Annotated in this window: 26 protein-coding genes; all 26 read left to right on the top strand. The window is 61.9% G+C overall.

Going from position 1 to position 23,933, the window contains the following annotated elements; translation table 11 throughout:
- Positions 1–69 precede the first annotated feature (69 nt).
- Entirely contained in the window at positions 70–795 is a 726-nt protein-coding gene (locus ACR9ZQ_RS09175) for a TIGR02594 family protein (protein WP_481427604.1), read from the top strand.
- Entirely contained in the window at positions 785–1,090 is a 306-nt protein-coding gene (locus ACR9ZQ_RS09180) for an NAD(P)+ transhydrogenase beta chain (RefSeq protein WP_481427605.1), read from the top strand. Before ACR9ZQ_RS09175 ends, ACR9ZQ_RS09180 begins: the two co-directional genes overlap by 11 nt.
- Entirely contained in the window at positions 1,087–1,449 is a 363-nt protein-coding gene (locus ACR9ZQ_RS09185; protein ID WP_481427606.1) for a hypothetical protein, read from the top strand. The genes ACR9ZQ_RS09180 and ACR9ZQ_RS09185 overlap by 4 nt, the downstream gene beginning before the upstream one ends.
- A 237-nt stretch (positions 1,450–1,686) precedes the next feature.
- A complete protein-coding gene (locus ACR9ZQ_RS09190) occupies positions 1,687–2,031 on the top strand; it encodes a DUF2730 family protein (RefSeq protein ID WP_481427607.1) in 345 nt (114 codons plus the stop codon).
- Positions 2,031–2,330, top strand: a complete 300-nt coding sequence (locus ACR9ZQ_RS09195; protein ID WP_481427608.1) for a VpaChn25_0724 family phage protein — start codon at positions 2,031–2,033, stop codon at positions 2,328–2,330. The genes ACR9ZQ_RS09190 and ACR9ZQ_RS09195 overlap by 1 nt, the downstream gene beginning before the upstream one ends.
- Before the next feature lies 1 nt (position 2,331).
- Positions 2,332–2,913 carry a DUF3486 family protein gene (locus tag ACR9ZQ_RS09200; RefSeq protein WP_481427609.1) on the top strand — a complete coding sequence of 194 codons (582 nt, stop codon included), beginning with the start codon at positions 2,332–2,334 and terminating at the stop codon, positions 2,911–2,913.
- A 59-nt stretch (positions 2,914–2,972) separates the two neighbouring features.
- Positions 2,973–4,562: a terminase large subunit domain-containing protein gene (locus ACR9ZQ_RS09205; RefSeq protein WP_481427610.1), complete on the top strand. Its 1,590-nt coding sequence runs from the start codon at positions 2,973–2,975 to the stop codon at positions 4,560–4,562.
- Positions 4,562–6,157 (top strand): DUF935 domain-containing protein, encoded by a 1,596-nt coding sequence (locus tag ACR9ZQ_RS09210; RefSeq protein WP_481427611.1) that lies wholly within the window; start codon positions 4,562–4,564, stop codon positions 6,155–6,157. The genes ACR9ZQ_RS09205 and ACR9ZQ_RS09210 overlap by 1 nt, the downstream gene beginning before the upstream one ends.
- 2 nt (positions 6,158–6,159) lie before the next feature.
- Positions 6,160–7,377 carry a phage head morphogenesis protein gene (locus tag ACR9ZQ_RS09215; RefSeq protein WP_481427612.1) on the top strand — a complete coding sequence of 406 codons (1,218 nt, stop codon included), beginning with the start codon at positions 6,160–6,162 and terminating at the stop codon, positions 7,375–7,377.
- Positions 7,378–7,731: 354 nt separating this feature from the next.
- On the top strand, positions 7,732–8,883 hold the full coding sequence (locus tag ACR9ZQ_RS09220; RefSeq protein ID WP_481427613.1) for a phage protease: 1,152 nt from the start codon (positions 7,732–7,734) through the stop codon (positions 8,881–8,883).
- Positions 8,880–9,290: a hypothetical protein gene (locus ACR9ZQ_RS09225; RefSeq protein ID WP_481427614.1), complete on the top strand. Its 411-nt coding sequence runs from the start codon at positions 8,880–8,882 to the stop codon at positions 9,288–9,290. The genes ACR9ZQ_RS09220 and ACR9ZQ_RS09225 overlap by 4 nt, the downstream gene beginning before the upstream one ends.
- A 12-nt stretch (positions 9,291–9,302) precedes the next feature.
- Positions 9,303–10,199 (top strand): Mu-like prophage major head subunit gpT family protein, encoded by an 897-nt coding sequence (locus tag ACR9ZQ_RS09230; RefSeq protein ID WP_481427615.1) that lies wholly within the window; start codon positions 9,303–9,305, stop codon positions 10,197–10,199.
- Positions 10,200–10,299: 100 nt separating this feature from the next.
- On the top strand, positions 10,300–10,788 hold the full coding sequence (locus ACR9ZQ_RS09235) for a hypothetical protein (protein ID WP_481427616.1): 489 nt from the start codon (positions 10,300–10,302) through the stop codon (positions 10,786–10,788).
- Positions 10,788–11,219, top strand: a complete 432-nt coding sequence (locus ACR9ZQ_RS09240; protein ID WP_481427617.1) for a gp436 family protein — start codon at positions 10,788–10,790, stop codon at positions 11,217–11,219. The genes ACR9ZQ_RS09235 and ACR9ZQ_RS09240 overlap by 1 nt, the downstream gene beginning before the upstream one ends.
- Complete coding sequence (locus tag ACR9ZQ_RS09245) at positions 11,219–11,788, top strand: phage virion morphogenesis protein (protein ID WP_481427618.1); 570 nt, start codon at positions 11,219–11,221, stop codon at positions 11,786–11,788. The genes ACR9ZQ_RS09240 and ACR9ZQ_RS09245 overlap by 1 nt, the downstream gene beginning before the upstream one ends.
- Positions 11,785–12,204 carry a phage tail terminator protein gene (locus tag ACR9ZQ_RS09250; protein WP_481427619.1) on the top strand — a complete coding sequence of 140 codons (420 nt, stop codon included), beginning with the start codon at positions 11,785–11,787 and terminating at the stop codon, positions 12,202–12,204. The genes ACR9ZQ_RS09245 and ACR9ZQ_RS09250 overlap by 4 nt, the downstream gene beginning before the upstream one ends.
- A complete protein-coding gene (locus ACR9ZQ_RS09255; RefSeq protein ID WP_481427620.1) occupies positions 12,204–12,374 on the top strand; it encodes a hypothetical protein in 171 nt (56 codons plus the stop codon). Before ACR9ZQ_RS09250 ends, ACR9ZQ_RS09255 begins: the two co-directional genes overlap by 1 nt.
- On the top strand, positions 12,375–13,307 hold the full coding sequence (locus ACR9ZQ_RS09260) for a phage tail tube protein (RefSeq protein ID WP_481427621.1): 933 nt from the start codon (positions 12,375–12,377) through the stop codon (positions 13,305–13,307).
- A gap of 35 nt (positions 13,308–13,342) precedes the next feature.
- Positions 13,343–13,756, top strand: a complete 414-nt coding sequence (locus ACR9ZQ_RS09265) for a hypothetical protein (protein WP_481427622.1) — start codon at positions 13,343–13,345, stop codon at positions 13,754–13,756.
- Positions 13,757–13,902: 146 nt separating this feature from the next.
- Positions 13,903–14,124 carry a DUF1799 domain-containing protein gene (locus tag ACR9ZQ_RS09270; protein ID WP_477820545.1) on the top strand — a complete coding sequence of 74 codons (222 nt, stop codon included), beginning with the start codon at positions 13,903–13,905 and terminating at the stop codon, positions 14,122–14,124.
- Entirely contained in the window at positions 14,124–17,474 is a 3,351-nt protein-coding gene (locus ACR9ZQ_RS09275) for a phage tail length tape measure family protein (protein ID WP_481427623.1), read from the top strand. The genes ACR9ZQ_RS09270 and ACR9ZQ_RS09275 overlap by 1 nt, the downstream gene beginning before the upstream one ends.
- Positions 17,471–17,893, top strand: coding sequence for a hypothetical protein (locus ACR9ZQ_RS09280; protein WP_481427624.1), 423 nt, complete (start codon positions 17,471–17,473; stop codon positions 17,891–17,893). The genes ACR9ZQ_RS09275 and ACR9ZQ_RS09280 overlap by 4 nt, the downstream gene beginning before the upstream one ends.
- Positions 17,890–18,414: a DUF1833 family protein gene (locus ACR9ZQ_RS09285; RefSeq protein ID WP_481427625.1), complete on the top strand. Its 525-nt coding sequence runs from the start codon at positions 17,890–17,892 to the stop codon at positions 18,412–18,414. Before ACR9ZQ_RS09280 ends, ACR9ZQ_RS09285 begins: the two co-directional genes overlap by 4 nt.
- The gene (locus ACR9ZQ_RS09290) at positions 18,411–18,827 is read left to right on the top strand and encodes a C40 family peptidase (RefSeq protein WP_481427626.1); all 417 of its coding nucleotides are present in this window, start codon (positions 18,411–18,413) and stop codon (positions 18,825–18,827) included. The genes ACR9ZQ_RS09285 and ACR9ZQ_RS09290 overlap by 4 nt, the downstream gene beginning before the upstream one ends.
- Positions 18,827–22,195 (top strand): TipJ family phage tail tip protein, encoded by a 3,369-nt coding sequence (gpJ, locus tag ACR9ZQ_RS09295; protein WP_481427627.1) that lies wholly within the window; start codon positions 18,827–18,829, stop codon positions 22,193–22,195. Before ACR9ZQ_RS09290 ends, gpJ begins: the two co-directional genes overlap by 1 nt.
- Entirely contained in the window at positions 22,192–23,925 is a 1,734-nt protein-coding gene (locus tag ACR9ZQ_RS09300) for an SGNH/GDSL hydrolase family protein (RefSeq protein WP_481427628.1), read from the top strand. The genes gpJ and ACR9ZQ_RS09300 overlap by 4 nt, the downstream gene beginning before the upstream one ends.
- Positions 23,926–23,933: the final 8 nt, after the last annotated feature.

The raw sequence follows: 23,933 nt of genomic DNA on the forward strand, positions 1-23,933 counted from the left end.
CCTTGTCTGAGGGGCAGGTAAAACTCCTCCCGATAAAGCAGTTTTATCCCACATTTGAGGGATAAAATCATGACATTCGACGCGTGGCTTATCAGCCGCCTCCGCGCACACGGGGCATATTCAGGCGTTTCCGACGGCGCCTACGGCCGCGCCGTTGTTGAGGCTCTCAAACGCGTTCAACAGGCCGAGGGGCTGAAGGTCACGGGCGTGGCCGACGAAGATACCGTTGCCGTGCTCCGCCAGACTGGCAACTCGCGCGATCTGTTCGGCAATGATCCAACAGCTCCCGCAATTCCGGCCGAACCCTCCTGGATGCGTGAAGGCCGGCGTCTCCTGGGCATCCGGGAAGTTTCCGGCCCGAAATCCAATCCCGTCATCCTGTCCTGGGCGAAGGCGTTGGGCGGCTGGGTCGCTTCCTTCTACAAGGATGACGATACGGCATGGTGCGGCCTGTTCATGGCCCATTGCTTCGGGCTGACCCTGCCTGGCGAGCCGCTTCCGTCCAATCCGCTTTCCGCCCTCGCATGGGCACAGTTTGGCCAGGGCTTGCGTGAGCCGGCGCTCGGCGCGCTGCTCGTCTTCAGCCGCGAGGGCGGCGGTCATGTCGGCCTCTATGTCGGGGAAGACGCCGACAGCTATCACGTCCTCGGCGGCAACCAGAGCAATTCCGTCTCGATCACGCGAGTGGCAAAGGCTCGTTGTGTCGGGATCCGCTGGCCGAAGACCGGCGAGCGCGCGGTTACCGGCCGCCTCCGTCTTCAGCCGAACGGCGAGGTTTCCCAAAATGAAGCCTGATCACCGCTCTTTGAAGCCGAGCTATACGCTGACGCGCCGGCAGCTATGGGCGTCCTTTTGGCTGGCATGGCTTGCAAACACGTTCATCCTGATTGGCGCGATCGTCTACCACTCGTCGGAGGCTGTCGCCCTGGCACCGGTCATCACGCCGAGCACTTTTCTCCTTATTGCCGGCATGCTCGGCATTCATCGCATCACCGGCGCTCAGGACTTCCGTGCCGCTGCAGAAACGGCTTCGAGCGCAGCGCCCTACAATCCGAGGGACGAGCCGAGCACGTCCGGAGAAGTGCAATGATCGAGCTGCTTTCGAAGCCGGCGGCTCGGTTCATCGGAGCGGCGGTCCTCGCGATCGCCGTGCTGATCTTGGTCCTGCTGTGCCTGCGCGAGCTTCGAGGCATGATCGACGATGCGGTCGCGCTGAAGGGCAGGGAGCGAGACAGCTTTTGGACTGCCAAGATCGAGAAGTCGAACGCTGACCTCAACAAGCGAGCTGCCGATCAGGCCGCTGCAATCGTCAAGATCCAATCGGATATGGCCGACAAGAACCGTGCCGATCAAATCGCGCTCCACAATTTGAGGGAACAGAATGCGCTTCTTCCACATGGCAACGACTGTGGCCTTAGCGGCGATCGCGTCGGCTTGCTCCCCGACTGATCAAGAGCGCCCGGTTGTCACGATCGCGGCAAGCCCCGCAAAAATTCCCGTTCCCGATCAATGGCGTCAGCCATGCCAGACGGCGCCTAAGCCCGAGGTCGATCCGGCCACCGGCAAAGCGCCTGAAGCCAAGGTTTTTGACATGAGCTCCGCCGATCGTTTCGAGATCCGGTCTTGCGATCGGCGCCGAGCCGCCGCAGTGGCCGCGATCGACGTCCACAATGGAGTAGCGCCCTGATGGAGCTGAAGGATCTCTTCATGTGGGCCTCGATCATCAGCTCACCGATCCTGTCGGTGATCGCGATCGTCGGGCACCTCAATCGCTGGGCTTCCTCGGGTGAAGAGGCGCTTCGGTCGAAACAGGCGTCGCAGGAATCGAAACTGATCGACCATGACCGCCGCATCCAGTCCATCGAGGGCGAGCTGAAGCATCTTCCTACGAAGGATCAGGTTAACGATCTGAAGCTGGCGATAAGCGAACTCGGCGGCGCCGTCAGCACCATGAAGGAAACAGTGGCCAGCGTGCAGCGGACGGTTCACCGCATCGACGACTGGCTGAGAGAAGATAGCAAGGTTGGATAATGGTCTCCTTTGAAGAACATTCGGCGCGGGACGCTCGCCTCATCATCCTTCGCGGTCTGAACGATCAGACCGATGGCCGCATGAACGAAGCGCTGCTGACGCAGCTGCTGCTCACCTTTGGTCACAACCGCAGCCGGGAATACATCCGCACCCAGCTCAACAAGCTGAAAGAACTGGACGCGGTCACTGTCGTCCAGGCCGGCACGGTCATGATTGCCAGCATTACCCGGGCCGGCATCGATCATGTCGAGCGGCGATCGGTCATCGAAGGAATTGCCCGCCCTTCGCCGGAGGTGTGAGATGGGACGCAGCCGCCTGTCTGGCATCGAGCTTCTGCCGGAAGAGTGCTCTGAAATTGTCGCCTGGGCAGCGCGCGAGCTTCAGGACCGCGACCGTACGCAGACGGATATCTACTCAGAGTTCGTTAGCAAGATGGAAGCGCTTCAGCAAGAGTTCCGCGGCGAGCTGGATTTCCGCATTCCAAGCTTTTCGGCCTTCAATCGCTACAGCATCAAACTCGCCACGCTTTCCAGCCGTCTCAACCAGACGCGCGAGATTGCCGCCACGATCGCCGAAAAGTTCGACGCGAAGGCATCCGACAATCTCACCTTGATTGCCGCCGAGGCCATCAAGACGCTCGTCTTCGAACTGCTCACCAATGCAGGTGAAGCCGGCCTCGATCCGAAGGGCGCCATGTCGCTAGCGAATGCGCTCCGATCGGCAACGCAGGCGCAGGGTGTTTCCCTTGCCACCAGGCAGAAGGCCGAAGCCGAGTTCGCAGCCAAGGCCAAGGAAGCCGTTCAGGCGGTTGCTAAGGTGAGGGGCCTCACTGAGGACGGCGCCAACGAGATCCTCGATCGCATCTTGGGCGTCACGAAATGACGGCGCTTCCGACAAAAGAGCAATGGGCCGAGCTGCGGCGTCTTTCTTCTGACACGGTCTTGGATCTTGTCCAAAAGCATGGCGAGCGACGCGCGCTGCTGGGCTATCAGCGGCGGACGATCGCACTTCTTGAAAGCGCTGCCTGCCGTGTTCTCTTCATCGAGAAGAGCCGACGCATCGGTCTGACATGGGGCTTTGCCTCATATGCCGTTCTGCGCGCCGGCCGTGCCAAGCAGGCCGGCGGCATGGACGTGATGTATATATCCTATTCCCAGGAGATGACGCGCGAGTTCATCGACGCATGCGCCATGTGGGCGCGGGCCTTCTCCAGCGCCGCCTTCGAAATGGAAGAATTCCTCTTCGATGATGGCGACGACGAGGGGCAGCGGTCGATCCAGGCGTTCCGCATCCGGTTTGCCTCCGGCTTCGAAATCATCGGTCTGTCGTCGGCGCCGCGATCGCTGCGCGGCAAGCAGGGCGTTGTCATGATCGACGAGGCCGCCTTCGTCGATAATCTCAAGGAGCTTTTGAAAGCTGCCCTGGCATTCCTGATGTGGGGCGGTCAGGTGGTTGTCTGCTCGACCCACAACGGGACCGAAAACGAATTCAACCTGCAGATCCAGGATATCCTTGGCGGCCGGTCGAACTATCAGCATCTGCGCATCGATTTCGACCAGGCGCTGCAGGAAGGCCTTTACGAGCGCATCTGCCTCGTGACCGGCAAGCAATGGACGCCGGAAGCCGAGGCCGAGTGGCGGCAGGAGATCATCAGCTTCTACGGCGACGGCGCCGATGAGGAACTGTTCTGCATTCCCACGATGGGGAACGGCGCCTGGCTGACTGGGCCGCTCATTGAGGCGCGCATGACCTCGGATGCGCCGGTGCTGACATTGGATCTGCCAGCGAACTACCTGCAGCTCGACAAGCTCGCTCAACAGGCGCTGATGGAGCCGTTCCTGGAACAGCTTCATGAGGCGCTCGCCGCGCTCAATCCGTTACACCTTCATGCCCTTGGTTTCGACTTCGCCCGCGTCTCCGACCTTTCGGTTGCCACGCTGCTGGCGATCACGCTCGATATGCAGCGCCGCAGCGCGCTGACCGTCGAAATGCGAAACGTCCCCGGTGATGAACAGAAGCTCATCATCCGCACCATTCTTAGATCAGCCAAGCGCCTGGTCGGCGCTGCCTTTGATGCGACTGGAATGGGCTGGACCGTCGCCGAAGACATGGGGCGCGACTTCGGGCTCCGCACAACGGAACAGCCGGCCGGCCTCATTGAGGCGATCAAGTTCACCTCTAATTCGGATTGGTACCGCACCGAAATGCCGCCGCTCAAAGTGGCGTTCGAAGACGGCGCGATCTCGATCTCGAAGAACGCCGACCATATGTCGGACCTTCGCCTGGTGAAGGTCATCCGAGGCATCCCGCGCATTCCCGATCTCAGGACCGGCGGCGAAAGCAAGAAGCGTCATGGCGACTATGCGGTTGCCCTGGCGCTTGCCTACTACGCCAGCCGAATGCAGTGGGCGGAATTCTCCTACGTTCCCGTGCCGCCGGCGCCTTCGAAATTCGACACTCCCAACACCGATCGTGACGATGGAGCGCCATACAGGCTCGCGTCCATGCGTCGATCGAGAGGACTTTATTGATGGCTCCGCAACTCCTCGATCAGTACGGCAATCCGATAAGCACGGCAGCACTGAAGAAAGAGCAGGCCGCGCCGACCATGGCGGGCGTGCGCCGGCCAAACACGGAACACCAGGCAAGCGGCCTAACGCCCGGCAAACTTGCCCGGCTTTTACAGTCCAGCGTCAACGGTGATCCCGAAGCATATCTCGCACTGGCCGAGGACATGGAAGAACGCGACCTGCACTATGCCGGCGTGCTCGGCAGTCGTAAGCTGCAGGTCGCGGGCCTCGAAATCACCGTCGAGGAGGCGGGCGAGACGCCTGAGGACGTTGAGAACGCCGAGATGATCCGGCAGTTCATCAAGCGCGATGCGTTCGAGACCGAGCTTGTCGACATTCTCGATGCGACCGGAAAAGGCTTCTCATGCACAGAGATCATGTGGGACACGTCGGAAAAACAGTGGGAGCCGTCCGCTCTGAAGTGGCGAGATCCGCGCTGGTTCCGGTTTGCTGATGAGGATGGCGAAACCCCATTGCTGCGCGATCCCGCCGGCGACCAGCCGCTCGCACCGTTCAAATGGGTGTTTCACCAGGCCAAGGTGAAGTCCGGCCTGCCGATCCGTGGCGGTATTGCTCGCGCGGTCTGTTGGACGTTCCTGTTCAAGAGTTTCGCCGGCAAGGATTGGGCGATCTTCTGCGAGGCCTACGGCCAGCCGCTACGCTTGGGAAAATACGGGCCTGGTGCCAGCGAGGGCGACAAGGCAATCCTTCTGCAGGCGGTTGCCAATATCGGGGTCGATTACTCAGCGATCGTGCCGGCGAGCATGGCCGTCGAGTTCGTGAAGGCCGACATCTCCGGATCGCACGAGCTTTACGAAAAGCGTTCGGACTGGCTCGACCGCCAGGTTTCGAAACTCGTTCTCGGCCAGACCGGCACGACCGATATGAGCGGGTCGAGCGGCTATGCCCAGGCAAAGGTCCATGATGGCGTCAAGGCGGACATCGAGCGATCGGATGCCAAGCAGCTTGCGGCGTCCCTCAATCGCGACCTGGTCAAGCCTTACATCGACCTCAACAAGGGACCGCAGAAGAAGTATCCGCTGATCAAGATCGGCCGCCCCGAAGCGATCGATCTCGATAAGTGGATGGGCAACGTCAAGACCTTCGTCGACATGGGCGGCAAAGTCGGGCAGGGGATTGTGCGCAGCAAGCTCGGTGTTGCCGAACCGAAAGCCGACGAGGAGCTGCTCGTTGCCACCAGCCGCGCGCCGGCGCCGCAAGCCGGTGAGGGGACAGACGAGGCCGCGCCGTCGCCCGCAAAGCGCAAACCTGTCGGCGTTGCAGCCCATCGTGCAGCACCTGTCGCGCCTCCCGCCGACGCCATCGACCGCTCGATCGACAGCTTGATTGAAGACGACGGCTGGGCGGTTGCGCCAATGATCGACGGACTGGAGGAGAAGCTCGCGAACGCCGGCGGCCTCGACGATGCCCGCCGCATCATTGCTGACCACTTCCGCCAGATGAATGTCGATGCCCTTGCCGAAAAGCTTGCACAGGCTGTCTTTGCAGCGCGCCTTGCCGGTATCGGCGACGATCCCCTGAACGATGAGGCCTGATCTTGGCTGTCGAGCTGAAGCCGCTGGCGCCTGCAGACGCGATTGCCGCGTTTGCCCGCCGTAAGCCCAACCTCGTCGACACCTTCTCCTGGCAGGACGCTTGGCAAGAAGAACACGCGACGATGTTCACCGTCGCGAAGTCGGCCGGCTTCGATGTTTTGAAGGACATTTCAAACGCCCTTGAACAGGCTTTGAAGGAAGGTCGAACGGTCCGTGAGTTCTCACGCGACTTGAGACCGGTGCTTCAGGCGAAAGGGTGGTGGGGCAAGCAACTCGTCGAGGATCCCGCCAGCGGTGACCTGGCCGCTGCGCGGCTCGGCAGCACGAGCCGGCTGAAGCAGATCTTCGATACCAATATGCGGGTCTCCTACGCGGCCGGGCACTGGGCGAGCTTTGAACGCAACAAGGCGGCACGGCCATATCTGCGTTACGTCGCGCTCCTCGACGAACGGACGCGGCCGGCTCATCGCGCCAGGCACAATCTCGTTCTGCCGGTCGATCATCCTTACTGGGATATGTGGGCACCGCCATGCGGCTGGAACTGCCGCTGCACGCTGCAAAGCCTTTCGCAGCGCGACGTCGAGCGGCTGCAGCGCCAGGGTGAAGATCTCAAATTCGAGCCGCCGCAGGACACGTTCCGCAACTTCGTCAACAAGCGCACCGGTGAGGTGATGCGCGTTCCCGACGGGATCGATCCAGGCTGGGCTTACAATCCCGGCCGAGCTGGTTATGAGGGGCGCGTCAACCAGGCAATCGCGGAAAAGATCGCGGACGCGCCGCCCGAGCTGGTGGATGCTGCAGTCCAGGAGCGGGTGGCAAGCAGCGCGTTCGATCGCTTCATCCGAAACCCGCAAGGGAGCATGCCGGTTATGGCCATTGCGCCCGAGATCGCCGAGGCGCTGTCGCTCGATTCCCGCGTGGCGCTTTTGTCGGCCGAGACGATGGCGAAGCAGATCGCGCGGCATCCCGAGCTGACGGTCGAGGATTATCGTTTGCTGCCGTCACTGTTTTCGGCGGCAACCGTCGCGGTCCAGGACGGGCCGTTGTCGATCGTCTTCCTTCGCCTGGCGAGCGGGCGTTGGCTCCATGCGGTGATCAAATCGACAAAAAGCCGGAAGGCGGCCTTCCTGACGAGCTTCCGGTTTACGACCGAAGACAGAATTCCTGCGATCCTGTCACGGCCAGGCGCAAGTATCATCTATGACCGAAGAGGGGAGTGACGTGCGCGGTAGGGCCTCGCTCGAACCCTACATGATGCTCCCATCCGAAGATGGTGCCACGGCCGCGAGAGTATCACCGTGTCACGCGCACAACGGCGTTATAGCACGTTGAAACCCGCCCTTCAAATTTCGGCCACAGACGCGCTCTCACCCCCTCGGACAGCCGGTTATGGCCAAGGGACCCTCAAAACGCTTCCACGGGCTTCAAATCGGCTTCAAATTTCGATCCCCTCCGGCATTGCCGATCGGTTTGGCGCAGGTTACCTTTAAATCCATCCCCTCCGCATTTGATCTGCCTTCACTCCCACGTCCCAGGGAATTCTAAGGGCTATGGCCGACTGGCATTGTCGGACCATGCAAAACGCTCTCGCTCTCCTCGCAGCCTCCCTGCTGTCCGCCCACGTCGTCGATATTTCGGCGGCGACCGCTGACGGCATCTGGATCAAGCTCATCCCGGCCGGCACCTTCAGCGGCCGCGATGGTCGTGGCCCGTTTAAGGCCGGCGACGAGAAGAGCCTGCAGCGAATTGCCGAGATGACGCGGCGCTATCACGGCCAGACCGATATTCTCGTCGACTACGAACATCAGAGCATCAAGTCGCAGGAGAACGGCAAGCCCGCGCCGGCGTCCGGTTGGATCAAAGAAGTCCAGGGTCGCGCCGATGGGCTCTATGGCCGCGTCGAGTGGACGGCGGCCGCAGCTGCCGCGATCGGGGCCAAAGAGTACCGATACCTTTCCCCGGTCTATTTCCACACCAAGGACGGCGAGATCCTCGCGCTTCAGAACGTAGCGCTCACCAATTCACCGAACCTCGACCTCGGTGACGTCTCCGCCCACTCGATTTTTTCAGCAGCCAACCGAACAGAGGTATCCATGAAACAGATACTCGCCGCCCTCGGCCTTGCCGATGGCGCCAGCGAGAACGATGTGCTCGTCGCCATCAACTCGCTGCTCACCAGCTCCACGGCAATCGCCGTTGCTGCCGGCCTGACGAAGGACGCAAAGTCCGAGGCAATCGCCACGGCCGTCCAGACCGCGATTGCCGACCGCAAGAAAATTGCGATTGCCGCCGGCCAGACCGAAGGTGCCACGACCGACCAGATCGTTGCGGCGTTTCAGTCGGCCCAAACCGCCGGCGTCGTCGATCCGACAAAATATGTGCCGATCGCCCAGGTCCAGGCCATGCAGGCCGACCTTAAGAGCCTCGTCGAACGCAATGCCAGCGATGACGCTGAAGCTGCGGTGGCCGAGGCGATCCGCGATGGCAAGCTCGCACCCGCTCTGAAGGACTGGGCGCTTTCCCTTCATAAGTCGGACCCGAAGAGGTTTGAGGACTTCGTCGGAAAGGCGCCCGTCCTCACGTCCGCCCAGCGCGCAACCGCCAAGGATCCTGGCGGCGACAAGACCTTCTCCCTTGAAGATGCCGATCTCGCTGTCATGCGCCAGATGGGCCTTTCCGAGGAGGAGATGAAGAAGTCCAAAGCCAACATGGAGGCAGGCCATTGAGCGCGCTTTCCGCAGATCGCAACACGCCGCGTGTCGAACGCGGTACCCGCGTCTTTCCCGTCGCAGCCGCCGCAGTCCTCTTTACCGGCGCGCAGGCCGCGCTCAATGCCGCCGGCAATGCCGTGCCCGTTACGGCGACAGTTGGCCTCAAAGGCATCGGCCGCGTCGAGAGGCGGGCGGATAATTCCGGGGGTGCGGCCGGTGCCATCAACGTCGAGGTGACGATCGGCACCTTCCGTCTCAACAACTCGGCCGGCGGCGATCTGATCACCAAGGCCGATGTCGGTGCCGACGCTTACGGCGTCGATGACCAGACAGTCGCCAAAACCTCCGGAAGCAACACCAGATCCGTCGTCGGCAAAATCTACGATGTCGACGATCAGGGCGTCTGGGTCACCTACTCGTAAAGGGCTCCCTCAATGAACATCAATTCCGTCAATCTTCGCGCGGCTGGCGTCGGTTTCAACGCTGCCTTTCAGCGTGGTCTCGCGACAGCCCAGCCGCTCTATGAGCGTATTGCCACGACGGTCCCTTCGTCGACGGCCTCCAACGAATACGGCTGGCTGGGCGAGGTCCCTGGCTTCCGCGAATGGATCGGCGATCGCGTCATCCAGTCGATCGGCAATCATGATTACACGCTGAAGAACCGTTCCTTCGAGAGCACCGTCGGCGTGAAGCGCGAAAACATCGAGGACGACAATCTCGGCATCTATGGCCCGCTCTTCGAGACGCTTGGCCAGAATGCCCGGATGTTCCCGAACACTCTTGTCTTTGCGCTCCTGAAGCAGGCGTTCACGTCGAAGTGCTACGACGGACAGTATTTCTTCGACGTCGATCATCCTGTTCTCGACGAGAAGGGAAACACCGTCTCGGTTGCCAATACTGACGGCGGCAATGGTGCGCCTTGGTTCCTGATGGACGTCTCCCGCCCGCTGAAGCCGTTGATCTACCAGAGCCGCAAGCCGTTCACGAACCTGATCCGCAAGGACAAGGAAGAGGACGACAACAACTTCTTCCGCAAGGAATTCGTGTACGGCGTCGATGGCCGCTGCGAAGTCGGCTTCGGCTTCTGGCAGATGGCCTGGGGCTCCAAGCAGACGCTCGATGTCGCCCACTACGAGGCCGCTCGTGCCGCAATGACCGGCATGAAGGGCGATTACGGACAGCCGCTTGCAATCAACCCGACGCTCATGGTCGTAGGTCCGAGCCTGGAAGGCGCTGCCAAGCGCATTGTCCAGAGCGTCCTCGTCAACGGCGGCGAGAGCAACCCGTGGGCCGGCACCGCCGAGGTGCTGATGGTTCCCTGGCTGGCGTAGGGCAGACGCCAACCAGCTTCCGCCCGGCATCCTCCCGCCGGGCGGGAATTTCGCAGTGGATCGACGGCGATCCTCTCCGCAACTCCCGAAGGACACGAAAATGACCAATCAAGCTTCTAAAGCGAGATCACAATCCAAGGCTCCGACCAATGCGCCGGCACCGATCTCCACATCGGACGCTGCTGTTCATTCGGAGCCTCACACTGCTGACGCCGGCGGCGTTGCAGTGTCCCCGCCGGGTACGAGCGAGCCCGGCGGGACCAATTCCCTCGATACCAGCAAGAGCAGTGAGGCCGCAGAAGCCGGGGCTGGCGATGTGGCCAGCCCCGCAGCGGCTCCCGCCTGGGCGCAACTGTCGAAGGACGAGTTCGAGGTCGCGTATCCGCTCACCTTCGCGTTTCTGTCGAATGTCGATCGCGACGTCGCCAGCTCCGCCTCGAGCCTTCGCGTCACCTCGAAGGTCGCCGGCTTCCGGCGCGGCGGCATGGCGCATTCGGCCATCGGCACAGACTTCAATCCCGGCGAGCTGACGCCTGACCAGATCGAAGCCTTCCTCGCCGAGCCCATGCTAACCGTCGAGATCGTCTGATGCTTTACGCTTCCCAACAGGATCTGGTCGATCGTTTTGGCGAGCAGGAGCTGGTGCAGTTGACCGACAAGGTCAACCGCCCGGCTTCGACGATCGACCCGACGCCGATCGCGCGCGCTCTGACGGACGCAACGGCGCTGATCGACAGCTATGTCGGGAAGCTCTACCGCCTGCCGCTGTCGAACGTTCCGGCGATCCTGGTCAAGTATGCCTGCGACATCGCCCGCTACTATCTTCACGGCAAAGCGGCCGAGAAAGATGACGCGATTACGCGCGCCTTCACGGAGGCTCAAAAGTGGCTTGAGGGCGTCTCGAATGGCCTCGTCACTCTTGAAGCCGAGGGTGTGGTAGCGCCTCAGACCGGCGGCGGCTCCGTCCGGGCCGTGGCAGCGAACCGCGTTTTCACGCGCGATAGCCTGAGGCACCTCTGATGGCGATCGCACCGATCATCCTGGACGATACGGCCTCGGCCGCAGTCGAGAACATTGTCTTTCGGGCCACCCATCCCGGAAAGCTGATGTCGTTCATCGCGGCCTATATGCTTTCCAGCACCCAGAGGCGCTTCGAGACGGAAAGCGGCCCAGACGGCTCACGCTGGAAGCCGCTCTCTCGACGTACACAGAGCCGTCTGGTTGCTCGCGGCCGCAAGCGCGGAGCCTTGAACATTCTGCGCGTCACGACGGCTCTCTATCGCAGCATCAGCGAGCGATCCGACGAATTGTCGGCCGAGGTCGGGACCAATCTTGTCTATGCGGCCGTCCATCAGCTCGGCGGAGAAATTCAGCACTTCGCCCGTAGCCAGCGCACCACGCTGAAGAAGGTTCGTGGCGGCCGGCAGCGCTTCGTTAAAGCCGGCACCAAGGGCGGGATCGCCCGCAACATCACTATCGGCGAGCACACGATCACCATTCCCGCTCGCCCGTATCTTGGATTTTCGAAAGAGGACGTCCGCGAGATCCTTCAGATCGGCCAGGACTATCTTGAGGAGCAGCCTCAGTGATTAAGAGCATCATCGATCGCCTCCTCGAGTCCGGAACGCCATTCGCGATTGCTGGCGGCGCCGGTAGCCTGGCGGCGGTGAAAGACCGGCCGCTGCAGGTCCCCGCTGTCTTTGTCTACATCGCATCCGAGCGATCCGCTGCCAACGATCGGATCACCGGCGTCCTGCAGCGCAGCGGCGTCGACATCAGTGTCGTCATCATCACCGAAAACCTTTCCGGTACCGACGATTTCGAGGCGGCGGAAGATATCGAAAACCTCAAAGCCTACGTGCGTCGCAAGCTCATCGGCTTCATGGCGGGTGGCCTCGACGATCCGCTGGAACACGTCACCGGCGAACTTCAACAGGCGATCAGCGGCACGATCTGGTTCGAGGACGTCTACAGCTCGGCTCGTTACCTGGAGGAACAGGACTGATGGAAAAGCATGAATGGAAGGGCGGTTCCTACACCCGCCAGGCGGACGGCTCGCTGAAGCTCGTCCACCGAACCGAACATCCGGACACGGTTTATCCGGTTCCTGCCGAAACACCCGAGAGCGAGCCGGCCGAGCTGCCGCAGGGCACCAAGGGCAAGGGAAGCAAGTAAATGGCAAAGCGTTTTTTCCGAAATCGTGCGCTCCTGGTGAAGCCGGAAACCGTCTACGGGACGGATGCCATTCCCACCGGCGCCGCCAATGCCATCCAGGCGACGAACGTCAACTTCACGCCCTCTGTCGGCAGTGAAGTTTCCCGCGACCTGGTGCTGCCTTACATGGGTCATCAGGGTGTAATCCTGACCACGACATATGCCACGATCGCCTTTGATGTGGAGATCGCCGGTTCTGGCGTGGCAGGCACGCCGCCGGCCTATGGCCCGCTGTTGCGCGCCTGCGCCATGGCCGAGGTCATCAATGCTGCGACTGACGTCCAGTACAAGCCGATCTCTTCATCCCAGGAGTTGGTGAGCATCTATTTCAACGTCGACGGCGTGAATCACATCCTGCTCGGTGCGCGCGGCACGCTGCAGTTCGGCTTCAGCCCGGCGCAGATCCCGCGCCTGCAGTTCACCATGACCGGTTTGCTCGGCACGATCGCCGACGTTGCTATTCCGGCGCCGCTGACGCTGACCGCGTTCAAGAAGCCTCTGCCGGTCAATAAGGCCAACTCGACATTGTCGCTGTTTGCTCTCACGGGCGCCTGCGAGGGCGTCACATTCGACCTGGCGAACCAGATCGAGCCGCGCTTCCTGATCGGCTCGGAAAGCATCGAGCATGTCGATCGCCTGATGACCGGTTCGGCGACCATGGAAGCGGTTCTGCTCGCCACGAAGGACTGGTTCAACATCTCCCGGACCCATCAGACCGGGGCGTTGGCGCTGCAGCATGGCACGGTCGCCGGCAACATCTTCAAGTTCGATGCGCCGGCTGTCCAGATCGGCCGCCCGACGTATGGGGAAAGCCAGAAGATCGTCAACAACACCCTTCCGCTGATGTTCACGCCGCCCAGCGGCAACGACGAGTTCACCATCACCGTGAAGTAGCAGGGGCGGCTTTGAAGGCCGTTTGAAGAGGGCACATGTTTAAGCTTGTTCAAAATCTGACCGTCTGGTGGCCTGTGAAGGTCATCGAGCCCGATCCCGAAAAGCCGGGCTCCTTCGTCGAGCACACGTTCGAGGTCGAGCTCGAAATTCTCGATCGCGACTATTCCAAGAACCGTGACGCGATGCGCGTAGAGCTGCTGAAGGCGGCCGAGGCAGATCCGAGCGAGGAGAACCTCAAGCGCGTCCAGGCCGAGCTGGACGCATTCGACACGGCGTCGTTTACCCGCGTCGTGAAGAACTGGCGCGGTGTGATCGGTGAGAAGGACGAAGTCATTCCCTTCAGCAACGAGACTTTCGCGGCAGCGCTGAAGCTGGAGCGTATCCGCGTCGCGCTCAACCGGGCCTATCAAGACGCCATCGACCAGGACAAGGCCCGCCTGGGAAACTGAGACAGGCGGCCGAGGCATGGGCAAACCAACGCCTCGGCCGCTCCGATCGGACGAAGGCCACGCCGATCGCCGAGGAGACAGCCGCCCAGTTCAAGCAATGGGGCGTCGCGTTTGAGGCCGATACCACCGAAACCGAAGATGAATTCATGTCGATCGCGTCCGCAAATTGGCCTTCGCTAATGGCGTTCCTTGCCTGCGACACACAGTGGCGTGTCGTCGGCTCGATGGTCGGTTTCATGTGGATTGGGCTTGACTGGGCCGGATGCACCGCTCGGCTCGCTCACCGCCAATCGAGCGAAGCGATCTTCGCCGACATGAGCATCATGGAGGATGCGGCTCTCGCAATCCTGAACGGCGGAGATCACTGATGGCGCAACCATACAAGCTCGCGATCGGCGTCAATATCGATCCTGCCGGCGCCAAGGCCGGCGGTGCCGCTGCGCAATCGGCCGTCGCCGCGATCGGTACCGAGGCGCAGCTTACAGCGACAAAGCTGCAGCAACTCATCAATACATCGGTTGGTCTCAACACCGGCGCGGCCAATCAGAACGTCCGGGAATGGACCGGGGCGCTCGCCGCCCAGGGCAAGACGATTGATGATCTTAGGGCAAAATACAATCCGCTCTTCGCCGTCATCAGGGAATACAAGTCCAGCTTAACCGAGATCCGGACGCTGCATGCCCAGGGCGTGCTTTCCACCAACGAGATGGCCGCTGCCATTGGCCGTGAGCGCCAAGCCACCCTTGCCTCGATCGACGCGATCAAAGGCAGAAACGATGCCCTTCGTCCCGGTGCTCAGAACGACAATAATGCAGGGTTTCGGAGACAGAACCTCGGCTATCAGCTGACCGATATCGCGCAGTCTGGCTTCCTCGGTGCGCCGGTCGGCATGATCGCTGCCCAGCAGCTGCCGCAGATCGCACAGATTTATGCGGGCAACGGCGGCTTGAAAACGGCGTTGTCTGATGTCGGCGCTATCGCGACCAGCGTCATAGGCACAGTGGGTGCTCTTCCTCTCACCCTTGCTGCAGCGGGCGCCGCTGCCGTCGCCTATTTCACCCTGACCGGCACCTCCGCGAAGTCGGTCGACGACGTTCTCAAAGAGCACCAGGCCAATATCAAAGCTCTTGGCGAGGCCTACGGCATTGCGGAGCGCAGCGCGCGTTCCTACTCAGAGGCAGATCGCGCAGTCGCCCAGGCGGCAGCTTCCGGCAGCTTGACTGACCTGCTCAAGAAACAGGTCGAGTTGGCTCGCGAACTCAGACTTGAATTTGGTAGCATCGTCACGCCTGGCCGCACGGGCCAGACCTATTTCAACCTGCAGCGAGATTTTAAGCCCTTCCAACCTGCCTTCGACGATCTCGATCGCGGGATCAGAAATGGTCGCATCGAGGGCGAGAAGTTCATCGAGACCGTCCAGAAGATCTCGCAGATCAATCCTGCCTACGAGGAGTTTGGCAACAAGATCCTGAAGGCGGCTCAACAGTTCCTTCAGCTGAACACCGAAGTTAAGAAGTCCCAGGACTTGTTGACGCAAATTGGAAACCTGCCGCGCCTCGATCCGCTGAACGTCTTCAGTCCCGAGCGAGACGCTCAGGACAAAGCCGCGCGAATTCCGTCGCTGTTTCAACAGCAACAAGCACGGATTGATGCCCTTCGCCAGCAGTCGGCCGCGCGATCGCCGGCCGAGCTGGAAGCTGCCGCTCGCTCGTCCGCCGAAGCGCAGTTTAATCCGAGCGAGAGCTCGACCGCGAGAGCCGATCGGATTGAACTTGCCGGCATGCAGGCGCGGATCGCAGCGGAAAGGCAGTTGAAGGATGCCCAGGAAGAGCGGGCGAGATCTCTCGACAGCACTCTGAAATCCAAACAACTGGAGCTTTCCCTGATCGGGCAGACGGTCGGTGAGACTGAGCGGCTTCGCATGGAGCAGCAGCTCATCAGCCAGCTTGAAGCCGAGGCGGCAAAGAATCATGCGACCGTCGATCCGAAGGAAATCGCCGCCATAAAGGAAAAAGCGGCCGCCTATGGTGCGCTCGCCGAACAGATCGCCGCGACAAACCTGCTTCGCGATCAGGGCCAGCAGATCGACCGCCTGAAGGCTGAGGCCAGCCTCGTCGGTGCGACCGATGAAGCGCGCCGACGCGGGCTTGCCAGCCTCGAAGCCGAGCAGACGCTCATCTCGCGCGGCATCGATCTCAATTCGTCCTATGCCGAGAGCTTCCGCAAGAACGCCCTGGCAATCTCCGACATGACCAATCAGCTCCGCAAGCAAAACGAGGCGTGGGACAAGGTCCGTCAGTCTGGCGAAAACACGATTGACAGTCTCGTTGACGGTTTGACGAGCGGCAATATCAGCGATGCGCTTGGCGACATTGCGAAGGACATCGCGGGTACGTTCACCGATCTCGCCATCAAGAACCCGTTGAAAAACTCGCTGCTCGGTACCGACTACGGCACGATCAGCGACGTCGGCGGCCTTGGCGGTATTTTCGGCCGGCTGTTTGGTGGTGGCGACACGACGGCAATTCCCGGCCTTGGCAAGTCGGTCGGCTCTATGTCGGTCAACGCCGGGACCGTGATGATCAATGGCGGCGTGTCTGGCATCGGTGCTCTTGGCTCCTCAGGCGCCAGCGGAGGCATCCTCTCCAGGATCTTCGGCAGTGCGAATGACAATTCCAGCGTGCCGGCGGCGACTTCGAACATGGGTGCCTATCGGCAAGCCATCAAGGATCTGGAGAGTAGCGGCGGCAACTACAATGCCCTCGGTCCGCTTACCGCGAGGGGTGACCGGGCATACGGCGCTTATCAGGTCATGGGTTCGAACATCCCGTCGTGGACCGAGGAGGCACTCGGCCGACGGCTGACGCCCAGCCAGTTTCTGGCGAGCCCCGCCGATCAGGACAGCGTGTTCGACCGGTTCTTTGGCAAGAGCGTCGCGAAATACGGTAATCCGCAAGACGCGGCTTCGGTTTGGTTTACCGGCCGGCCGCAAGCTTCGGCTCGCAATGCATCCGACATTCTCGGTACGACCAGCACGCAATATGTCGATAAGTTCAATTCTGCACTTGGCAAGCTCGACACGACGGCGGTTGGGGCAACCAATAGCCTCGGAAGCTTCGGCACCGGTCTCGGCCAGTTCGGCCAGAACCTCGCGAACTCGTTTCCGGCCGCCCCGTCAGGCGGCGGAAATTGGTTTTCCAATCTGTTCGGCGGGCTCTTCGGTGGCGGTGGCCTGAATGCCTATGGCAACTCGGTTCTCGGCAGCTCCTCGCAGTTTGCAGGCGCGTGGGGTGCCGGCGGCATAGGGCTCTTCGATCGCGGCGGCTGGACCGGACACGGCGCCGTCGATGAGCCTGCCGGTGTCGTTCACCGTGGCGAGATCGTCTGGAGCCAGAAGGACATCGCCCGGCATGGCGGTCCGGAAACCGTCGAGGCCATGCGCCTGGGCCGCCGAGGCTATCTCAGTGGCGGCGTTGTTGATGGCAGCGTCAGCCCGGCTAATGGGCGGGGCGCCGATCGCCCGACCTTCCAAATCATCAACCAGACTTCGACGCCGATCACTGGCCAGGTCGAGGAACGACAGGACGAAAGCGGGCGGCGTCAGTGGCAGTTGACCCTGTCCGACCAGATGGGCGTCGCGGCTCAGAAGAAAGGCGGAGATTTCCGCCGCACCATGAACCGCGAGTTCGGCGTTAAATCTAGAGGTATTGCGCGATGACCGTCCCGACTTGGCCCGCCGCGCTGCCTCGGCCAGAGCGAAACACCTTCCAGAAAGTCGCTCTGGAAGCTCGGCTGAAGCGGCGTATCGATGCCGGCACGCCTGGCTATCGCCTTCGCTTCAGTGGCGTCCCGTATCTCGTCAACATGTCGATCCTCGTCACACGTGCGGGCAAATCCGTCTTTGACGTGTTTCATGAGGACACGACCCGGTGGGGCACCTTGCCGTTCTGGATGCCAGATCCGACCACGGACGGCTGGTCGATGACTGACACTGACGGCAACCCACTGTTTGACGGCAGTGGGAACCCAATCCGTATGGCCGGCACCTGGCTGTGCATGTTTGGGGACGGCAACCCGACCGAGACCATCCAGGGTATCGAGTTCCGTAAGACGTTCTCATTGGTGGTTCTGCCATGAGACGCGTTTCGCTCAATGCCCGCCTGGCGCAGGATGCCACCTCGGCCGACGAAATCTATGTCGCGCTGTTTTACATCTCGCATCCGGACCTTGAAGAGCCGATCCGGATCTCCACCGACAATACCGAGCGCCTGTCAGTAGAGCCGCTGCTCTACGGCACGCGCTCGACCTGGATGGGCAGCAACCCCGCCACCCAGCCGTTCCTTTTCGTTGCCGCCTCGACGCTTCTGCCTTCCGACGTCGAAGACGCGCCGCCCGCCGGCAACATCATCATCGAGAACTTGGACAACGACATCGCCAAGCTGCTGCGGTCGTTCTCGGATCTCGCCACCATCAACATGGCCGTCGTCCTCGCCGATTCCCCAAACCTGATCGAGGCGCAGTGGACCGAGCTGAACATCCTCACGGCCGACATCGATGCCGGCGAGGTCATGCTCTCCTTCAGCCGCGAAGACATCACCGACGAATATTTCCCCTCTGGCCGCATGACACGCGACCGCTTTCCAGGATTGCACAGATGATGCATTGGTCTGCCTCCTATATCGGCACGCCCTATAAGGATCACGGCCGCGATCGCGCCGGCGTCGACTGCTGGGGTCTTGCGGTCCTGGTCTACCAGGACGTCCTTGGCATTAAGCTGCCGAGCTACGCCGACGATTATATCTCGACCGATGAGCGCGGCGAGATCGCCGAGCTTATCCAGGATCGCCAGCAGATCGGCCCATGGTTCGAAGTCGAAGAGCCTCGCGAGTTCGATGTCGCCTTCTTCCGCCGTGGTCCGCATGCAAGCCACGTCGGCATCGTCGTGCGGCCGGGAACCATGCTCCACGTCCCGTTCGATCACGCCAAGCTTGAGCCTTACACATCCGGCCAATGGCAACCGCGTTTGACGCGCATTTATCGCCACGTCGAACTGGTTTCGAAGGGCGTTTAATGACCATTCAAACACCCATTGTCCCGGTTCTCATGGCGCCGATCGTCGCCCAGGAGAGCAACCGCATTCGGATGGAGATGCCCGAGGGGCTGACGGTCGCCGAGATCATCGACATCGTCTTGCCGGCAGTCGGCGAGAGAACGCGCGATCTCGTTCGCGTGACGCTCGTCTCGCCTGACGGAAGAAGGATGGCACGCGTGCCGCGCGCATATTGGCACCGCGTCCGGCCACATGCGGGAACGCAGGTCATCGTCCGGATCGTGCCGGGCAAGAACTTCTTGCGGTCTGTGCTGTCGATTTTCATCGGCATCGCGGCGATCGCCCTCGGCGTGCTCTGGGCGCCGGCACTGGCGGGCGCGATCGGGATCTCGACCGGGCTTGCCGCCGCCGTAATCGGCCTCGGCGTTACTGTCCTCGGCAACATGCTGCTGAACGCGTTGGTCCCGCCGCCATCGGTGGATGCCCCCGGCAAGTCGGACAGCAAGAAGGGGCGCTCGACCTATGCCCTCAACGGCTGGCGCAACGAGGCACGGCCGGACGGCGTCATTCCTTTCGTGTTCGGCACGCACCGCTACGCTCCGCCTTATGCGGCGCCGCCCTACAGCGAGATCGTCGGTGACCTGGTCTTTGTTCGAGCGATCTTCAATTGCGGGTATGGACCTCAGATCCTCGAAGATCAGAGGATCGGCGAAACCGCCATTTCCGAATACACAAACGTCCAGGTCGAGACCCGCAACGGCTGGAGCAACGACACGCCGATATCGCTCTATCCGCGACAGGTGGTCGAGGAGAACATCAACGTCGAGCTGACGCGCCCGCTCTTCCGCAACGCTGCCGGCGACCCAACGGGCGGCTCGAAGGACACTCCGGTCAAACGCGCGACCGGGCTCGATGCGTGGCAGGTATCGGCTATTTTTTCCTTCCCGGGCGGGCTGATCCGGTTTGACGACAATGGCAAGCCACAGTCGATCAGCGTCCAGATCCGCGTTCGCCAGCGGCCGGCAGGAACGTCCGACTGGCAGATGGTCAACACCTACACCTTCAGCAACAAGAAGGCCGAGGGTTTCTTCCGTCAGGTGACCTGGACGCTGCCCAGTCGCGGCCGATGGGAAATCGAATTCGATCGTCTGACGGACGAACACATCTCCTCACAGATCCAGAGCCGATCGGTCCTGGCGGCGCTGCAGACGATCCGGCCCGAATATCCGATCAACATGAACCAGAGCCTGGCGCTGGTCGGCGTTCGCGCCCAGGGCAGCTATCAGCTCCAGGGCACACTCGATAGCTTCAACCTCAAGCAGAGCAGCTTCTTTTTCGACTATGACGTGGCGACCAATACGTGGATCCAGCGGCAGAGCCGGAACCCGGCAAGCCATTTCCGCTATGCCCTGCAATCCGGCGCCTTCGCTCGGCCGGTTGCCGGCGCCGGCATCGATCTGTCCAACCTGGTGGACTTCCACAATCATTGCCGCATCCACGGCCTGAAGTACGACCGCGTCATTGATACCGAGATGACGCTCGACGAGGTGCTGAAGGAGATCGCAGCCGCCGGCCGGGCCCGGCCGAGGCATGACGGCGTGCGCTGGGGCGTCGTCATCGATCGGCCGCAGGACCTTGTCGTTGACCACATCAGCTCCCGAAACTCTTATAACTTCAAGGCGACGCGCATCTATTCCCGCAAGCCGCACGCCTTCCGCGTCCCGTTCATCGACCAGACGAAAGACCACCAGCCCTCGGAGCGCATCGTCCGTTGGCCCGGCTATACCGGCTCGATCACGCTGACCGAGCAGCTGGAAATGCCCGGCAAGACCGATCCCGACGAGATCTGGATCGAAGCCCGCCGGCGCATGTACGAGGCGATCTATCGGCCCGATATCTACACGCTCACCCAGGACGGACCGATCCGCGTCGCAACGCGCGGTGACCTGGTCATGGGCTCGTTCGATGTTCTGAGTTCGACCCAGCGCGCCGCCCGCGTCAAGGCGATCGAGGGCGAGATTATCCAGCTCGACGATGAAGTCGAAATGGTCGCGGGCGAAAGCTACGGCTTGCGCTGGCGGGCGTTCCCGACGCCAGGCGACACGATCGGCATTAGCGTTCTTCATCGCGTCGTGACCGTTGCTGGTCGGACAGACGTGCTTCTCCTGGCTGACACAGACGAGCGGCCGGCGCTCGATGACATCGTACATTTCGGGCTGATGGCATCCGAAAGCCTGCCGCTGATCGTCGCCGGCGTCGAGGCTGGCGAGGACTTTTCCAGCCACTACAAGCTCATCGACGCGTCGCCGATCATCGACCAGCTGACCGACGCGGAAGTGGCGCCGCCTTGGAACGGCCGTGTCGGTGGCGAGATCGATCCGCCAACCACTCCGCCTGCCGTGCCCGTCTGGGTGTCGATCGATACCGGCTTCACTGGTACCGGTAGCTCGAATGGCCTCATTGTTTCCCTTGCGCCCGGTGCCTCCAGCGCAACGGAAACTCAGTTGATCCAGATCGAGCATCGCCTTGTCGGTGCCTCTGTCTGGTCAATCCTTCCGATCGACGCCGGCGCCGGCGGAACGCCGATCAGCGGCTACGTGCGCGGCGACGCGGTCGAGCTGCGCGCCAAGGCGATTGCAGCCGGCAACATATCAAGCGGATACACGACGATCGCCACCGTCGTCATAGGTGCCGAGGACGGCGACATTCCAGGCGCTGCGATCACCAACGTCAATGTTACGGCCTTGCTCGGCGCCACCAGCATCGCCTTCCAAACCACGGATGACGCCTCGATCGCTGCCGTGCAGATCTCGCGGGCAACGACCACCAACTTCATGGATGCGGCACCTGTAGCCGCCGCGATCCCGGTCGAGCGATCGCGGCCCTATACCTTCACCGATGGCGATGCCACGCGCGCGACGATCATCGCTCTTGGCGACTTCTCGACCGCCGGCACCTGGGCTTACGGCAACAACTGGTCGCTTTCGAGCGGCAAGGCCGTCCATGCGACAGGCCTGCCTGGCAACCTTGCGCAGACGATCGCCAGCCTCGCTTCCGGCAAGGCCTACCGTATCTTCTACACGGTTGGCAGCCGCACTGCCGGGACTGTTCGGCCGGTTCTGAGCGACAGCGCCGGCGGCAATCTCGTCAACGGCATTGCGGCGGCCGATAACGGCAATTTCTCCGATCGCATCGTCGCCGGCGCCACCAGCGCGCAGATCCGCTTCTCCGCCTCGTCGGACTTCGCCGGCGCGATCGACGATGTCGTCGTCTTCGCCGAGACGAGCACCTGCCTGCCGGCGGGCACTCATTATTACTGGCTTTCCCCCCTTAACTCGATCGGCGTGCCTGGAACGGCTGTCGGTCCATTTGCGGTGACCATCCGATGACTACGACTGCACAACAGCCCACTTCCTCTCTCGTTGACACGCTCCTCGGCAACCGGAATGGCACAACGGTCCAGATCGAGAAGGATAAGCTTGCCCTTCAGCTCGCCGGCAGCGGCTTCATTCCCGGCGAGATGGTCTATGCGCAGACCTGGTTGACGCTCATGTCGATGGCCGGAGCCCGCAACGGCGCTGGCGGCGAGGTGATCGAGACCGACACCGGCATGCACCAGGACGCCACGGCAAACGGCTACAACGGCGCCGTCGTCCCGAATGCCGGCCGCTACATCTACTCGTCTGCCTGGGCGCGCTGGGTCCGTATTGGCTCCTCCGGACTCGCCTCGGTCATTGCGGCACTGGATAGCAAGGTTTCGGGCGGGGTTTATGAGACCACCGACGAAAGCGACGAGTGGGTCTTTACCGACGAAGACGGTCGCATCCTGTTCACCAGCTCGGACCTCAAGAATGCCGGCGCCAGGGGCGAGATCTACGAAACCACCGATATCTCGGCCGACGTAATCTTCATCGACGAAAGTGGCCGCATCATCGCCTCGATCGGCGGCAAGAGCACGTCCGAAGAGATCGTTGCCGCCCGAGGCAACAAGGCTAGTTTGCAAGCGCGCCTCGACGTTTCCACCGACAGCGACGGGTTCCCGATCGGCTATATCTGGGGCGCCTGGAACTTGCGCGAAACTCGCATGCGGCTTCGCCAGCTGAAGCGCGCCGAGGCGTCTCAGCTCGCGATCGCCATCTTCGGCGACAGCTGGAGCCAGGCCGCTAGCCGGTGGAGTGGTCCAGTCGCCGATGCGCTTGTTGCCGACTATGGCACCTATGGCTCCGGCTGGATCGGTTGGGCCTATCCGGAAGGTTCGTCCTTCCTTCGCAACGGCAATGTCCGGCCGGCCGTCTATCCGATCTCGGCCGCATCGGGAACATGGGTCGGAACCTACAACACCGCGCCGACTGCAGATCTCGGCTACCTCACGTCTTCGACGGCCGGCTCGCGCGTCAGTGCCTCAGGGCCGACCGAAGACACGACCTTTGCGCTTCACTATGTCGGCACGGCTGACGGCGTGGTGCGCTATCGCTGGAACGGCGGAGCCTGGAGCGGCAATCTCAACGTCCAGGGCGCTGATGTCCAGACGGCGGTGGCATTGACCGGCAAACCCGCTGGCGCCTGGGCGCTCGATGTCGAGGTCGTCTCCGGTACTGTCAAGCTCTGCGGCCTGGTCGCCTCGCGTTCCGGCAACGGCGTGATTGTCCATAAGCTTGCTGGCACCGGCTCTCAGACCTTCAATTGGGCAAGCCAGGACGAAACCAAGTGGAAGGCCGGCTATGGCGCGCTTGGTCCTGTCCAGCTCGCGATTATGATGTGGGGCACCAACGATCAGCCCTTCATTCCGCCGGCGGACTATAAGACCAACCTGCTGACGATGATTGACCGCCACCGCGCCGTTAATCCGATGTCGGACGTCCTCCTGGTGGCGCCTTGCGAAAACCAGCGCACGACCAATCCACGACCGATGTCTGAGTATGCCCGCGTGATGCGCGAGGCGGCCGTCGAGCGCAAATGTGCGTTCCTCAATCTTCAATACGTCTTCGGCGACGACGCGGCTGATTACGCCTTCGGCAGCGCCAGGCCGTGGTTCGCATCCGACCTTATCCACCCAGATCCGGCGACCGGTGGGCGAGCGATCGCCGACGCGGTCCTTCGTCTTCTCACCCAGCAATAGGGGCTTCC

The sequence above is a fragment of the Rhizobium sp. KNZ14-9A genome, from assembly GCF_056755015.1.